The organism is Serratia sp. KH_031 (genome assembly GCF_057839655.1).
Genome location: NZ_CM174496.1, coordinates 3,296,482 through 3,311,250, shown reverse-complemented (window position 1 = coordinate 3,311,250; position 14,769 = coordinate 3,296,482). Strand labels below are relative to the sequence as shown.

Genomic DNA, 14,769 nt, shown 5'->3' with positions numbered 1-14,769 from the left:
GCTACAGCAATGAAAAAAGTATTGAAACTGACCACAGTGATGGCCAGCGTGATGATGGTATTTAATGCTGCCGCAGCGGATGCGCCCAAGGAATTGAACTTAGGTATTCTCGGTGGCCAAAACGCCACTCAGCAAATTGGTGACAACCAATGTGTGAAGCAATTTTTGGATAAAGAACTAAACGTTGATACCAAACTGCGTAACTCTTCTGATTATTCTGGTGTGATCCAAGGGTTGTTGGGTAAGAAGATCGATCTGGTGCTGAGTATGTCACCAGCTTCTTTTGCCTCTATCTATATTAAAGATCCGAAAGCCGTTGATTTGGTTGGGATCGCCGTTGACGATGCCGATCAATCCCGTGGTTATCACTCGGTGGTGATCGTGAAAGCCGATAGCCCATACCAAAAACTGGAAGATCTGAAAGGGAAATCCTTCGGTTTTGCTGATCCGGATTCTACTTCAGGCTTCTTGATGCCGGATCACAACTTCAAAAAGCTGTTTGGCGGCAACGTCGATAACAAATACAACGGTTTCTTCAGCAGCACTACTTTCTCTGGCGGTCACGAGCAAGACATCCTCGGCGTGCTGAATGGTCAGTTCGAAGGCGCAGTGACTTGGACTTCAATGATTGGCGATCGTGAGAGCGGCTACAGCAGCGGCGCGTTCACCCGCATGATCCGTATGGACCAACCGGATCTGATGAAGAAAATCCGTATTATCTGGCAATCGCCGTTGATCCCAAATGGCCCGATCTTGGTGAGCAATGCGTTACCGGCTGATTTTAAAGCTAAAGTGGTTACCGCTATTAAAAAGCTGGATAAAGAGGACCACGGTTGCTTCATCAAAGCGATGGGCGGCAAGCAACACATTGCGGATACCTCGTTGGCGGAATACCAACCGGTTATCGATCTAAAACGTGCGCTGGCGAAAGGCGAGCGTTAATTTTCAGGCAGGGGTTCAAGTGAGATTGCGCCCCTGTAGTCATGACGCTTGAGATGTAATAACGCTTGAAATGTAATAACGGTGGAAATGTATTTTGAACACTGATTTTGCCCATTATTACCAGCAGATCCGCAGCAAGCAGAAACGTGAAACTCTACTCTGGTCGCTACTGTTGGTGACGTTATACCTCGGTGCTGGCAATCTGGCCGAGTTCAATCTGTATACGGTGTGGACGTCATTACCCCATTTCTTTGATTATCTTGCAGAAACTATTCCCGTATTACATTGGAAACTGCTCTTTGCCGATGGCAAAACCGAAGGTTCATTGGCGTATTGGGGTTACCGATTACATATCCAATTACCGTTATTGTGGGAAACGCTGCAACTGGCGTTGGCGGCCACCATTGCCGCCGTGCTGGTCGCGGGAGTGCTGGCGTTTTTGGCCGCCAATAACACCCACAGTCCGGCTTGGTTACGTTTTACTATTCGTACCTTGGTGGCGTTTTTACGCACTATGCCGGAACTGGCTTGGGCAGTGATGTTTGTGATGGCATTTGGCATTGGCGCGATCCCCGGTTTTATCGCACTGGCGTTGCACACCATCGGCAGCCTAACCAAATTGTTTTATGAGTCGATAGAAACTGCCTCTAACAAACCGGTGCGCGGATTGGTGGCTTGCGGCGCGACGCCGTTGCAACGGATGCGTTTTGGTCTGTGGCCGCAGGTAAAGCCGATCTTTTTGTCGTACAGCTTTATGCGTCTGGAGATTAACTTCCGTCAATCGACCATTCTCGGCCTGGTCGGCGCGGGGGGGATCGGGCAGGAACTGATGACCAACATCAAACTTGATCGTTACGATCAGGTTAGCATGACTTTACTGCTGATTATTGTGGTGGTTTCGCTGTTGGATACGGTATCTGGCGAACTGCGTAAGCGGGTTGTGGAGGGGAGAAAATGATTAGCCAAACCATCAGTGCTGAAAAGGTGCAAAGCTTGCGGCAACAGCATCCAGAGATTTTCTCACAGCAGCGCCGCTATTTACGCACGGTTGGCATCATTGCCGCCGCAATCGTACTGTATTACGTGTTTTTCTTCCTGTTCTTCGGCATTTCTTGGGCGCAACTAGTCATGGGTTGCCAGCAATTAGGGCGCTACTTTTTGCGTATGTTTGTCTGGCGTGATTTTGTCAATTGGCCGTTCGGCTACTACTTCCAACAGATCTTTATCACCATTGCCATTGTGTTTGCGGGCACCATCACCGCCTCTTTGATTGCACTGCCGCTATCGTTCTTTGCCGCTCGTAATGTGATGTCCACACCGTTGCTGCGCCCGATCGCGATTCTGGTGCGTCGGATGCTGGATATTTTCCGTGGTATCGATATGGCGATCTGGGGGTTGATTTTCGTGCGCGCGGTCGGCATGGGGCCGCTGGCCGGGGTATTGGCGATCATCGTGCAGGATGTCGGCTTGCTTGGCAAACTGTACGCAGAAGGGCATGAAGCGGTAGATAAATCCCCTAGTCGTGGCTTGACCGCCGTTGGTGCCAACGGTTGGCAAAAACACCGCTACGGTATTTTCACCCAATCATTCCCGACCTTTTTGGCGCTTAGCCTGTACCAGTTAGAGTCGAATACGCGTTCGGCATCGGTACTCGGTTTTGTCGGCGCGGGAGGGATCGGTTTGGTGTATGCCGAGAATATGCGCTTGTGGAATTGGGATGTGGTGATGTTTATCACTCTGATTCTGGTCGTTGTGGTGATGACGATGGACAAGATCTCTGCGGTTTTGCGCCAGAAATATATCATTGGTGAAGATATCCCTCTGTATAGCCAAAACCAAAAGCATTGAGAAACTCCCGCCCGATCCCTATACTGCCGCACAGATCCCAATGTGCGGCAGTTTTTTGCGCACTCCCCGTAATTAAAGGCAATTTCATGATTAACAACGACGTGCTGCGCAGCGTGCGCTACATGCTGAGTATCAACGACGCTAAGATGGTTGAAATCATCAAACTAGACGGTTTTGATGTTGAAGTCGCAGCGATGGCGAGTTACATCATCAAAGAAGGCGAGCCCGGTTTTGTGAACTGCCCAGACGAAGTGATGGCGCATTTCCTCAATGGTTTGGTGTTCTTCAAACGTGGTAAAGACGACAAATTCCCTGCGCCAGAGGTAGAACTGCCAATTACCAACAACTTGGTACTGAAGAAACTACGTGTGGCGTTTGAATTGAAAGATGTCGATTTGTTCCAGATCTTCACCGCTGCGGAGTTCAATATCTCCAAACCTGAGCTGAGCGCGTTGTTCCGCAAAGAGGGCACCAAAAACTATCGTCCATGTGGCGATCAGGTGCTGCGTTATTTCCTCAAAGGTTTAGCACAACGCATTCGCGGTTAATTGAGTCAACTCAGGGCGCGGTGCGCCCTGTCGTTATAATTTTTGCCAAAGACTTAAGTGGGGCGCTTGCGCCCCATCATCCATCACAGCAATAGCTAATGATTAATCCTGTGCAATAGGCTGTTTGCCAGAAAGTTTCCCCCATTCACTCCAAGCGCCGTCATACAGTTTTACCTGTGAGACATTCAGTGACATCAAGCCAAATGCCAGTACCGCAGCAGTGACGCCAGAACCACAGCTCGTGATAATTGGGCGCTCGAGATCGACACCTTTATCGATAAAGGTTTTCTTCAATGCTTCCAACGATTTGAAACGACCATTCTCCAACAAATCGCCATAGGGAATATTGATACTGCCGGGGATATGTCCGCGGTGCAGACCAGGGCGTGGTTCATCGGCTTGGGCATAAAAGCGTGGTGCTGCACGTGCATCAAGGATTTGGGTCGAAGTCCCTAACGCCTGTTCTACCTGATACATATTTACCACCGCCTCGGCGCTAAATTTGGCATTAAAGGTCGTTGCTTCACGTTTTGATACACCGCTTTCCAAACGATTACCGCGAGCCGCCCAGCCTTTTAAGCCTTCATCTAACACATAAACGTTCTTCGCCCCGAAGTGACGGAACGTCCACCAACCTCGCGGGGCAGAAAACTGATTACCTTCATCATAAAATACAATGCAATGTTGCTCGCTGATGCCTAGTTTACCCACGGCGGTGCTGAATGCTTCTGCTGTAGGCAGCATATGCGGCAAATCGGTGTTTTTGTCGGCCACATCGTCAATATCAAAATACACTGCGCCGGGGATGTGCCCGTGTTCGAATTCGGCCTGCATATCTTTCTTTGGCACTAACCCAACTGGAGACATACGGACATCGATCACCACCAGATCAGCATCGTTGATATGTTGTTCAAGCCATTGGGCATTCACCAAAAATGGAGAGTTCATCATTATTGTTCGCCTATCATGAAACCGAATTTTTACTATACACCAGGCCTATGAGGATGACGATTTATCAGGACGCGAGATAATGGACGATAGTTTAACCGCTCAGCAGTTTTAACTGAGCGGCTTAAGCTTATTAGTACCCGAGGAAAATCTGCGGCAACAGCAGGCTGATTTGTGGAATAAATGTCACCAACATCAGCGTCACCAGCAATGCCAAGAAGAAGGGTAACAGGGGCTTCAATACCTGATCGATTGGCACTTTACTCACCGAACAACCAACAAACAGCGCGCTACCCACCGGTGGAGTACAGATGCCGATACACAGGTTGAAAGTCATCATAATCCCGAAGTGTACTGGGTCCATTCCCATATCCAGCGCGATCGGCAGGAAGATGGGGGTGAAGATCAGCAGTGCGGGGGTCATATCCATAAACACCCCGATCAGCAACAGGATCAGGTTGATGATTAACAGGATAATGATCGGATTATCGGAAATAGTGCTCAGACCATCGCTGATCATGTAAGGAATATCGGCGTTGGCCATCGCCCACGACATCCCCATTGAAGTGCCGATCAACAGTAATACGATCGACGTGGTGACGGCGGATTCCAGGATAATTCGTGGCAGATCGCGCAGTTTTATCTCACGGTAAACCGCTGATAGGAGCAACGTGTAGACCACCGCGATCGCCGAAGCTTCCGTTGCCGTAAAAATCCCGCCGATAATGCCGCCCATAATAATCACGATCAGCGCTAGCGAAGGCAGGGCATCGAGAGCGCGAATGGCGATTTCGCGGCAATTAATCCGTTCTGCGCTCACATATCCCCGACGTTTGGCGATAATCCCGGCCACCAGCATTAAGCTCAAACCCATCATGATCCCTGGCAGATAGCCCGCTAAGAACAGTGCAGAGATTGAAGTACCGCCAGAGATCAACGAATAAACGATCAATGTATTAGAAGGTGGGATCAATAATCCGACCGGGCAGGAGGTGATATTTACCGCCGCTGAAAACGCGGGATCGTAACCCTCTTTCTTTTGCAATGGCGACATCACGCCGCCGACTGCCGCCGCAGAAGCAACTGCAGAGCCTGACAAGGCACCGAACATCATATTCGCCAAGACGTTACAGTGTGCTAATGGCCCGGGTAGACGACCGGCGAGCACCTTGGCGAAGTTAATCAATCGTAGCGCAATGCCGCCCTGATTCATGATATTGCCGGCCAGAATAAAGAATGGGATCGCCAACAAGGAAAAACTATCCAGACCTGAAGCCATTTTTTGTGCGACAACCGCGATAGCGGGTTCAAACGGTAAGGAAAGCATAATGGTGGCGAGCGATGCCAACCCGATACTGAACGAGATGGGGACGCCGAGAGTTAATAGCACGGCAAAAGTGCCAAATAAGGTTAAAATAATCTGCCATTCCATGTGATTACCCTTTATTTAAACGCGAATTGTTATGCGGAATGAATTTAGCGATCAGATCCAACAAGCTATAAAACAGGATGGCCGTTCCACTGAACGGAATGGCCATGTACACCCAGCCCATGGGAATGCCCAACGCCGGTGACAGTTGTTGGGTACTGAGCGTTTTATTCACTAAGCCAATACCGCCATAAATCATGACTAAGCAAACGAAGACGATGGTGCAGAGAATGATGACCATTTCTGAGATTTGTTTGCGAACGCCACTGAGTTTTTGCGTCAGCAGATCGATAGCCAGATGGCGTTTCAGCCCGGCAGCGTAAGCCGCGCCAATCAACCCGACCCACATGAACATGAAACGTGCCAGTTCATCGGTGAAAGTACTTGGAGTGCCCAGAACGTAACGGGAAAAAACCTGCCAGATAACGCAGACCAGCAAAATGATAGAGATAAGAATGGTAGCACTACTTAATAATTGGTCGACCAGTTTCTTTAGTTTGTCCATGATAGTACCTTCATATTCCCTAGGAAAATTGGACTCGTAACGGCTGTAAACCGATTTAACGCTGACTTATCTACTAATTATCGGGTTAGTCAGCACTATAGGTCATTTCATGCTTTCGATAGTTATCATACATCTGATTGTTTATTGATAAGAGTTGTCAGTCCAATTTTCTTTTTTCTTCGTGAGTTGGATCAACCAATTCAATATTGGTTTTTGACTTTGAGTGCTCAATTCGTCACCGTTGCTGGGTGAATTTCCCGCTAGGGGGATTGCCTTACCTCTAAAACTCCCTACGCCTAAAAACTCCCTACGCCTAAAAACAAGGAGAACAGCATGTTGATGAAAAAAGGAATGTTGTCGCTAATGATTGGTTCCGCGCTGATGATGGCAACGCCGTTGTATGCAGCAGTGACCTTGAAATTAAGTCATAACCATAACCGCGAACACCCAGTACATCAGGCCATGATGTATATGGCCGATCGTGCCAAAGAGTTGTCCGGCGGTGAGGTTAAGATTCGTATTTATCCTGATGCGCAGTTGGGCACTCAGCGTGAATCCATGGAGTTGGTGCAAAATGGTGCGCTAGCGATGGCGAAATCTAACGCTGCAGAATTAGAGGCTTTCTCCAAGGATTTTGGTGCCTACAACCTGCCTTACCTGTTTAAAGATCGAGATCACTATTACCGTGCCATGCAGGGCGACATTGGTAAAAAAATTCTGCAATCTTCCCGTTCGAAAGGCTTTATTGGCCTAACTTATTACGATGCTGGTGCGCGTAGTTTCTATGCTAAAAAAGCCATCAACTCCCCGGCGGATCTGAAAGGAATGAAGGTGCGTGTGCAACCTAGCCCAAGTGCGGTTGAAATGATTAAACTGTTGGGCGGTAACCCAACCCCATTGGCTTACGGTGAGCTGTATACCGCGTTACAACAAGGGGTTGTGGATGCGGCAGAAAACAACCTGACGGCATTGACGCTAACTCGCCACGGAGAAGTTGCCAAATTTTACAGCGTCGATGAACACACCATGATCCCGGATGTATTGGTGATTTCCACCAAAGTTTTTGATGGCCTGCCAGAGAAAGATCAGAAAGCGCTACAACAGGCGGCAGATGAATCGATGATGAAAATGAAAGAGTTGTGGAGCGTTTCGGAAGCCACGGAAAAAGCACAGGCCGAGAAGATGGGCGTACAGTTTATCTACCCGGACAAGGCTCCGTTCCAACAAGCAGTACAACCTATGTATCAGCAATTGCAGGCCAAAGATCCTGAGCTTTCCCAGATGGTTGAGGGGATGGCAAAACTGTAAATTTGAGAATGGGTAATAAGCTGAAAACGCTGCTGCATTCTGGAAAATGTTAAACAAACGTTGATGGCGCTTTCCTGCAGTGGCGATCCCACTTTGATGGTTATTTTTTTGATTCTGTTAGTTTAGTAAATAATTAACTTATTAAGATGATGGCTTATTAAGTTACCGTCTTAATAAATAATTAATTTACGATGATAGCAAAGCAATTTTTTAGCTTTGCTTTGTTGTTTTTATCATTGGAAGCACGGATTTAGCTCGCAGATACTGGACGAAACTCTTCTCTTCGAGCCAGATAAATGCCTGCACCACAACGACATAGCCATTATTTGCACGCCAATCAACGGGCGTGGATTAAACAGTTGGCCCAGCATAGGTTATGGCGTTGGGAGCTCCCTACTTGGGGCGTGATGTTGGTGGTTTATGGCGGTTGGTTTATGGTCGCTGCCTACTGGCAACAGCTCGGTCCTTGGTTAGGGACACCCTTGTTGATTTTGCTCACCACGGGCTATATGTCGTTGCAACACGAATTAATTCACGGTCATCCGACGCGCTGGCCGCGATTGAACCAGCTATTTGGTTTACTGCCGCTGGCGGTGTGGTATCCCTATGGTTTGTATCGCGACTCTCATCTGCAACATCATTTCAATGAGCATCTCACTATCCCGCAGGAAGATCCGGAAAGTTACTACTTTAGCCAAGCGCAATGGCAGCGCTTTCCGCAATTATTTCCGTTGTTAGCCGCTGTGCGCAATACGTTGGTGGGGCGTGTACTTATCGGCCCAACGTTGGATATTGCCACCACTGTGATTAATGCATCCAAGGCGATCCTCAAAGGTGATTGGCGCGCTTTAACTATGTGGTTAGTACACGGCGGTTTGCTGTTCATCGTACTGGGCTGGCTACAGCAACAGGGGATTTCACCGCTGTTTTATCTGTTAGTCATCAGCTATCCGGCTTTGGGTTTAACCAAGGTGAGATCGTTTTTCGAGCATCGCGCAGTGGAAGCACCACAAGCACGTTCTATTATTAATGAGGCGTCTTTGCCATGGCGACTGTTGTTTCTTAATCTGAATTATCATTTGGTACATCATGATTTACCCGGTGTACCATGGCATGGATTACGCAAAATCTATTTGGCTGAACGCGAAGCATATCAGCAACGCAGTCAAGGATTTGTGGTGCAGGGTTACGGCGAGTGGTGGAAAGAGCATGCTTTTACCCCGATCGATGTCACCGTGCATCCCTTTGAGAGTGGGGAAGTTGACTGCGCACAGGAAGTGCGTTCCCCAACGTTTTCCAACATATCAGTGAATAATCAAGAGGAAAAAGTATGGCAATCACCTCATCACGTGGACGTTTCCTAGGTCTGGCGTTGGCTCTGTTCGCAGCAACCAGCGGGGGAGCGCAGGCGGCAGATTCAGTACGCGTGGGTTCAAAAATTGATACCGAAGGCTCGCTGCTGGGCAACATCATCGTGCAGGTGCTGGAAGCTAACGGCATCAAAACCACTAACAAGCTACAACTCGGTACCACTAAAGTGCTGCGCGGTGCTATCACTTCCGGCGAGATTGATATTTACCCGGAATATACTGGTAACGGCGCTTTCTTCTTCGCTGATGAAAAAGATCCGGCTTGGAAGAACGCGCAAGCTGGCTACGAGAAAGTGAAAAAGCTCGATTATGAGAAAAACAAAATCGTCTGGTTGGATGCGGCGCCAGCCAATAACACTTGGACCATTGCTGTTCGACAAGATGTCGCTAAGGCCAATCATCTGAAAACCTTGGCGGATCTCAGTAATTGGCTAAACGGCGGTGGCAAGTTCAAACTGGCAGCCTCGGCTGAATTTATCGAACGCCCGGACGCCTTGCCGGCATTTGAGAACGCGTACGGCTTTAAGCTGCAACAAGACCAACTGCTATCACTGGCCGGTGGTGATACTGCGGTGACCATCAAAGCGGCAGCGGAACAGACCTCTGGCGTCAATGCGGCGATGGCCTACGGTACTGATGGTCCGGTGGCGGCATTAGAGTTACAGACGCTGGACGATCCAAAAGGCGTGCAACCGATTTACGCGCCAGCACCGATCATTCGTGAAGCCGCGCTGAAACAGCATGCCAACATTGCCGAGTTGCTGAAACCGGTATTCGCCTCGCTGGATGGTCCTACCTTGCAAAAGCTGAACGCGCAGATTGCCGTCGAAGGCCAAGATGCTAAACAGGTAGCCACGAGCTATCTGAAAGAAAAAGGGTTTGTAAAAGGATAATCACTTAAGTGGGCACCGGATTTATTGCACGGTGCCCATACGGAGCTGGAGAGTTTCATTGACTATTGCCTTAAAAAACAAAGTATTACTAACGTTGTTTATCCTGTTGCTGCTGGCTGCGTTTGGCCTGCCGTTTTTGAGTTATGCCCCCAATCGCCTGCTTTCTGGCAAAAGTATTTCGCTAATTTCCCTCCTACATGGTTCGGCGCTGTGGCTATTACTGCCACTGGCGGCATTGGCGTTGCTCAGCTTGTTACCTGCGACGCGGGGTTATGCGTTAGCGACCGCCGTAGCCGCTTCTGCCTTGCTCGCCGTGTTGTTCTGGTTGAGCGGTAGTGCTGCCGTTCAATTGGCACAAACGGGATCAAAATTAGCGCGCACCGCTTGGAGCGGGGGGTGTTGGTTGATGATGGCGTTGAGCCTACTGATGGCGGCTGATGCCATGACGCGTATTACCGCCTCACATTTGTGGCGTATCGTCGGCAATCTATTGGTGGTGATCCCGGCGGGAATTTTGCTGTTCAGCCATCAACTAGATCAGATTTCGCTGTTGAAGGAATACTACAACCGACAGGACGTGTTCGATGCCGCCTTGGTACAACATTTGACCATTCTATTGGCGACGTTAATTCCTGCGCTATTGATTGGCGTGCCGCTGGGCTGGTTATGTTTTCGTTCCGATCGTTGGCAGCGCCCGGTGTTTTCGGTGCTGAATATTATTCAGACCGTACCTTCGATTGCGTTGTTCGGATTGTTGATCGCGCCACTGGCGGGTTTAGCCGCTGCGTGGCCGTGGCTGGCGGAGCTCGGTGTCAGTGGCATTGGCATGGCGCCAGCGATTGTCGCTTTAGTGTTGTATGCCTTGTTGCCACTGGTGCGTAGTGTGGTTGCCGGATTACAGAGTGTCCCCGCCAGCGTGATTGAATCTGCCCGAGGCATGGGGCTGACGCGTGGGCAGATTTTCCTCCGTGTACAACTGCCGTTGGCGTTACCGCTGTTCCTAACCGGAGTGCGCATTTTGGCGGTGCAAACCGTGGGCATGGCGGTGGTTGCGGCGTTGATTGGTGCCGGGGGATTTGGTGCCATCGTTTTTCAAGGGTTGCTCAGCAGTGCGCTGGATTTGGTATTACTGGGAGTGATCCCGGTGGTATTGATGGCGGTTGTTGTCGACTCGTTATTTAAATTTATGATTTCAATACTAGAAGTGACACGCCGATGATTCGTTTTGAGCAAGTAAGCAAAATTTTTCAGGGCAAACCTGCGGTTGATAACCTGTCGCTGAATATTGCCAAAGGGGAGTTCACCGTGCTGATTGGCACTTCCGGCTCAGGTAAATCCACCACCCTGAAGATGATCAACCGGTTGGTCGATCACGACCGAGGTAAGATTTATTTCGCCGATGAAGAGATCTACACCTTCAAGGCGCAAGATCTACGGCGACGTATGGGTTATGCCATTCAGTCGATTGGCCTGTTCCCGCATTGGACGGTGGAAGAGAATATTGCCACCGTCCCGCAACTGCTGAAGTGGCCACGTGCGCGCATCCGTGACCGTGTGACGGAGTTGATGGAGTTGCTGAATCTGGAGCCGGGACAATTTCGTCAGCGCTACCCGCACCAGCTGTCTGGTGGACAACAACAACGGGTCGGCGTTGCCCGTGCGTTAGCGGCCGATCCTGAAGTGTTGTTGATGGACGAACCCTTCGGCGCGCTGGACCCAGTGACGCGTGCAACCTTACAGGCGGAGATTGCGCGTATTCACCAACTCTCTGGTCGCACCATCATTTTGGTTACGCACGATATTGAAGAAGCACTGAATCTGGCGGACCGCATCGTATTGATGGATCAAGGTCGAGTGGTGCAACAAGGTACGCCGCTGGAGTTACTGACTGCACCCACTAACGATTTTGTGCGCGATTTCTTTGGCGGAAGCGATCGCGGTATCAAGCTGTTGTCGCTCGGTATCGTTGCGCAGCGGGTGCGTCCTGGGCAAGCCGAGGGAGAACCGATAGCGGCGGCGATGACGCTGCGTGAGGCGCTGTCAGTGTTTGTGGCGCGTAGCTGCGAATGTTTGCCAGTGGTCGATGAGCAGGGCGCGGAGTTGGGCGTACTGCATTTTCGCGATCTTATCGCGCAGCAGGCGTTGTCATGAAGGTGCTGCGCTGGTTGCGCGATCCGTTGCCGTGGGCGATAGCGTTACTGCTGGCGCTGGTGTTTGGCATGAATCATCTCCATGGGCTGTTTGCTGCACTGTTCCCTGATCTGGCAAGGCCTATCTATCAACAAGACAGTTTTATCTCATTGGTGATGGCTCATCTGTGGCTGGTAGCCGTTTCCAGCTTGATTGCGGTGGTGATTGGCGTCGCGGCCGGTGTTGCGGTAACACGCCTGGCTGGGCAGGTATTCCGTTCGTTGGTCGAAACCGTGGTGGCGGTGGGACAGACCTTCCCGCCGGTGGCGGTATTAGCCATCGCAGTGCCGATTATGGGGTTCAGTGAGCAACCGGCGATTATCGCCTTGGTACTGTACGGTCTATTGCCAATATTGCAGGGCACTCTCGCGGGTATCGGCTCGGTGCCGGAAGCAACGCGTGAAGTGGCGGAAGGCGTCGGCATGAGCCGCTGGCAGATCCTGACGCGTGTTGAATTGCCATTGGCGGCACCAGTCATTGCCGCAGGGATCCGTACCTCGGTAATCATCAATATCGGTACCGCAGCCATCGCTTCGACGGTCGGGAGCAAAACTCTCGGTTCGCCGATCATTATTGGCTTGAGTGGTTTCAATACCGCTTATGTGATTCAAGGGGCACTGGTGGTGGCGTTATTAGCCATCATCACCGATATGTTATTCGAACGTTGGGTGCGTTGGTTGACGGCTTGGCGCGCGGTTATTTATTGAGGGAAATTATGCAAGTATCGTTACCGATGTATGGTGTTGGCCCACAAGCGGCGGAAGCATTTTGGCGGGTGCTGAGAGGTAAACTGCAACAGCTTGGGCTGACGGATTTACCGCCAATGTTGTCATGGCCGCAGGATCTGGCGCAGCACTGGCAAGAACCGGAGTTATTGCTCAGCCAAACGTGTGGTTACCCGATAATTAATTATTTACCCCATGTGCAGTTAGTGGGTACTTACCATTACCACGTTGAAGGCTGTGTGGGGCCGAACTACAGCAGTTGGCTGGTAGTTCGTGATAATGAACCCGGTAATCAGTTGGCGGATTTTCGTGGTCGGGTGGCGGCTTACAACAACCCGGATTCGCAGTCAGGTCATTACAGCCTGATTGAATTGGTGGCTCCGTTGGCGGAACAAGGGAAATTCTTCAATCAGGCTGTCGCTTCTGGGGCTCATTATCAGTCGATAAAATGGCTCCAGAGTGGGCAAGCGGATATCGCCGCCATTGATTGCATCAGTTGGCAACTACTGAAAAATGCGGATCCGCAGGCATTGAATGGGCTGAAAATTATTGGTCGCACCGCCGTTGTGCCTGGCTTGCCGTTGATTACCGCCCCCAACACGTCCGCAGAAACATTGGCGATATTGCGTGCTGGAGCACTAGCGATGGTGGGAGAGCAGGTAAGTAAAGACTTACTTATTGGTGATTTTACCTTGGAGCCACGGTCAACTTATCAGGTACTCAGCCAGTTGGAACAGGATGCGGCGCGGTTGGGCGTCACCGCATTATAATTTATTGCCCTTGCGAGGTTGGCGCTGGCGTCACCGCTGGAGTTTCGGTGGTGGTCGCCGCGGTTTCCTGTGGTGTGGTCGAACGGGTATAGATGTTCAACCCGGCAAGAAATACGCCGCCTAAAGAACCAATAACGCATAGGGTAATAACGATGAGGAAAGATTTTTTTAGCATGGGATTATTTTCGCAGGTTACTCAGAACAGCAGGAATTATAGACTGTTCAGCCAATGAAACAAGAATCGTTTATTCCCTTCATCTTTCAAGTTGCTGCTGCGTTGCCTGCCTTCATTCACCCCTGTCACTTACTGGTGTAAGCTCCTAGGGATTCATTCAGTTGCCGCCTTGCCGTAACTCGAAATCTATTGGGTATATTAATGCTTACTCAGTGACGGCTTGCTTCGCTGGGCGAGCAAACAGGTATTTACCTAATGTGACCAGCACCACGGCGGCGACAATAATCACCAGCGCCATCCATTCACGCGAGCCTAGCGTTTCGCCAGCAAAACCGATACCCAACAACACCGCAACCACCGGATTGACGTAGGCATAGCTGGTCGCCACCGCCGGGCGTACGTTTTTCAGCAGGAACATGTAAGCGCTGATCGCTAACATGGAACCGAAAACAATCAAATAAGCCAACGCTAGGAAACCACTGGTGGTCGGCATTTGTGTTAGTCGTTCGCCGCTAAAATAGCTCACTGCCAATAACACCACGCCAGCAACCAACATTTCGGCGGCTCCTGCCATCGGCCCAGCGGGAAGGTTAATATGCGAGCTCAAGATTGAGCCGAATGCCCAACTGGCAGAACCCAGTAGAATCAACAACGCACCTGTCGGGTTGCCCACCAGATTATTACCGGTATTGAGCAGAATGATACCCACCAACCCGAGCGCGATACCTGCCCATTCCAGCTTACTGTTGCGTATGCCCCAAAACAGGCTGAAAAACAGCGTAAATAATGGCACTGTTGCCACCATGACCGCCGCAATGCCAGACGGCACATGTTGATGTTCAGCCACCGTGACCAAGCCATTACCGACGGCTAGCAGTAAAATGCCGATGGTGCCGGCCGCCAACCACTGTTTCAGAGTAGGGAGCGCATGGCCGCGCAGTGCCAGAAAACTGAATAGAATGACTCCAGCAGTCAGGAAACGAATCCCTGCCATCATCAGTGGTGGCCAACTTTCAACCCCCAAACGAATGACGAAATAGGTCGATCCCCAGACGATATATAACGTGAACAGCGCCCCGATTAACGGCAGGACGTTACGGCTAGTTGGGTTCATCATG

At 50.3% G+C, this 14,769-nt stretch carries 16 protein-coding genes; 11 read left to right on the top strand and 5 right to left on the bottom strand.

The annotated features are described in order from the left end of the window. Nucleotides 1-9: 9 nt before the first annotated feature. The 4 genes from phnD to AC3ISQ_RS14995 all read left to right on the top strand — a co-directional run bounded on the left by phnD (nt 10) and on the right by AC3ISQ_RS14995 (nt 3,338). Nucleotides 10-942, top strand: coding sequence for a phosphonate ABC transporter substrate-binding protein (phnD, locus tag AC3ISQ_RS15010; protein ID WP_489347759.1), 933 nt, complete (start codon nt 10-12; stop codon nt 940-942). Between the two features lie 94 nt (nt 943-1,036). Beyond that, nucleotides 1,037-1,900 carry a phosphonate ABC transporter, permease protein PhnE gene (gene phnE / locus AC3ISQ_RS15005; RefSeq protein ID WP_489347757.1) on the top strand — a complete coding sequence of 288 codons (864 nt, stop codon included), beginning with the start codon at nt 1,037-1,039 and terminating at the stop codon, nt 1,898-1,900. Then, complete coding sequence (phnE, locus tag AC3ISQ_RS15000; protein WP_489347755.1) at nt 1,897-2,790, top strand: phosphonate ABC transporter, permease protein PhnE; 894 nt, start codon at nt 1,897-1,899, stop codon at nt 2,788-2,790. Before phnE (AC3ISQ_RS15005) ends, phnE (AC3ISQ_RS15000) begins: the two co-directional genes overlap by 4 nt. Before the next feature lie 86 nt (nt 2,791-2,876). Further along, nucleotides 2,877-3,338, top strand: a complete 462-nt coding sequence (locus AC3ISQ_RS14995) for a YehS family protein (RefSeq protein ID WP_489347753.1) — start codon at nt 2,877-2,879, stop codon at nt 3,336-3,338. A gap of 102 nt (nt 3,339-3,440) precedes the next feature. Here AC3ISQ_RS14995 and sseA read toward each other — a convergent pair whose 3' ends face one another. From sseA to AC3ISQ_RS14980, 3 genes are all read right to left on the bottom strand, one after another. Next, nucleotides 3,441-4,286 (bottom strand): 3-mercaptopyruvate sulfurtransferase, encoded by an 846-nt coding sequence (gene sseA / locus AC3ISQ_RS14990; protein WP_489353309.1) that lies wholly within the window; start codon nt 4,284-4,286, stop codon nt 3,441-3,443. Between the two features lie 133 nt (nt 4,287-4,419). Then, complete coding sequence (locus AC3ISQ_RS14985) at nt 4,420-5,718, bottom strand: TRAP transporter large permease (RefSeq protein ID WP_489347751.1); 1,299 nt, start codon at nt 5,716-5,718, stop codon at nt 4,420-4,422. A 4-nt stretch (nt 5,719-5,722) separates the two neighbouring features. Next, nucleotides 5,723-6,220, bottom strand: a complete 498-nt coding sequence (locus AC3ISQ_RS14980; RefSeq protein ID WP_489347749.1) for a TRAP transporter small permease — start codon at nt 6,218-6,220, stop codon at nt 5,723-5,725. A 339-nt stretch (nt 6,221-6,559) separates the two neighbouring features. On the opposite strand from AC3ISQ_RS14980, the gene AC3ISQ_RS14975 reads away from it, so the two are divergent. The 7 genes from AC3ISQ_RS14975 (at nt 6,560) to AC3ISQ_RS14945 (ending at nt 13,476) form a co-directional block, all read left to right on the top strand. Further along, on the top strand, nt 6,560-7,528 hold the full coding sequence (locus AC3ISQ_RS14975; RefSeq protein ID WP_489353307.1) for a TRAP transporter substrate-binding protein: 969 nt from the start codon (nt 6,560-6,562) through the stop codon (nt 7,526-7,528). A gap of 296 nt (nt 7,529-7,824) precedes the next feature. After that, the gene (locus tag AC3ISQ_RS14970; RefSeq protein ID WP_489347747.1) at nt 7,825-8,892 is read left to right on the top strand and encodes a fatty acid desaturase; all 1,068 of its coding nucleotides are present in this window, start codon (nt 7,825-7,827) and stop codon (nt 8,890-8,892) included. Further along, the gene (gene osmF / locus AC3ISQ_RS14965; RefSeq protein ID WP_489347745.1) at nt 8,859-9,791 is read left to right on the top strand and encodes a glycine betaine ABC transporter substrate-binding protein OsmF; all 933 of its coding nucleotides are present in this window, start codon (nt 8,859-8,861) and stop codon (nt 9,789-9,791) included. Before AC3ISQ_RS14970 ends, osmF begins: the two co-directional genes overlap by 34 nt. A gap of 58 nt (nt 9,792-9,849) precedes the next feature. Further along, nucleotides 9,850-11,010: an ABC transporter permease gene (locus AC3ISQ_RS14960; protein WP_489347743.1), complete on the top strand. Its 1,161-nt coding sequence runs from the start codon at nt 9,850-9,852 to the stop codon at nt 11,008-11,010. Then, nucleotides 11,007-11,942, top strand: a complete 936-nt coding sequence (locus AC3ISQ_RS14955) for an ABC transporter ATP-binding protein (protein ID WP_489347742.1) — start codon at nt 11,007-11,009, stop codon at nt 11,940-11,942. The genes AC3ISQ_RS14960 and AC3ISQ_RS14955 overlap by 4 nt, the downstream gene beginning before the upstream one ends. Beyond that, on the top strand, nt 11,939-12,688 hold the full coding sequence (locus AC3ISQ_RS14950; protein WP_489347740.1) for an ABC transporter permease: 750 nt from the start codon (nt 11,939-11,941) through the stop codon (nt 12,686-12,688). Before AC3ISQ_RS14955 ends, AC3ISQ_RS14950 begins: the two co-directional genes overlap by 4 nt. Before the next feature lie 8 nt (nt 12,689-12,696). Next, complete coding sequence (locus AC3ISQ_RS14945; protein WP_489347738.1) at nt 12,697-13,476, top strand: phosphate/phosphite/phosphonate ABC transporter substrate-binding protein; 780 nt, start codon at nt 12,697-12,699, stop codon at nt 13,474-13,476. A 1-nt stretch (nt 13,477) separates the two neighbouring features. Here the strand turns inward: AC3ISQ_RS14945 and AC3ISQ_RS14940 are convergent, their stop codons facing one another. Continuing rightward, nucleotides 13,478-13,651: a hypothetical protein gene (locus AC3ISQ_RS14940; RefSeq protein ID WP_489347736.1), complete on the bottom strand. Its 174-nt coding sequence runs from the start codon at nt 13,649-13,651 to the stop codon at nt 13,478-13,480. 205 nt (nt 13,652-13,856) lie between these two features. Beyond that, complete coding sequence (yedA, locus tag AC3ISQ_RS14935; RefSeq protein WP_489347735.1) at nt 13,857-14,768, bottom strand: drug/metabolite exporter YedA; 912 nt, start codon at nt 14,766-14,768, stop codon at nt 13,857-13,859. Between the last annotated feature and the right edge of the window lies 1 nt (nt 14,769).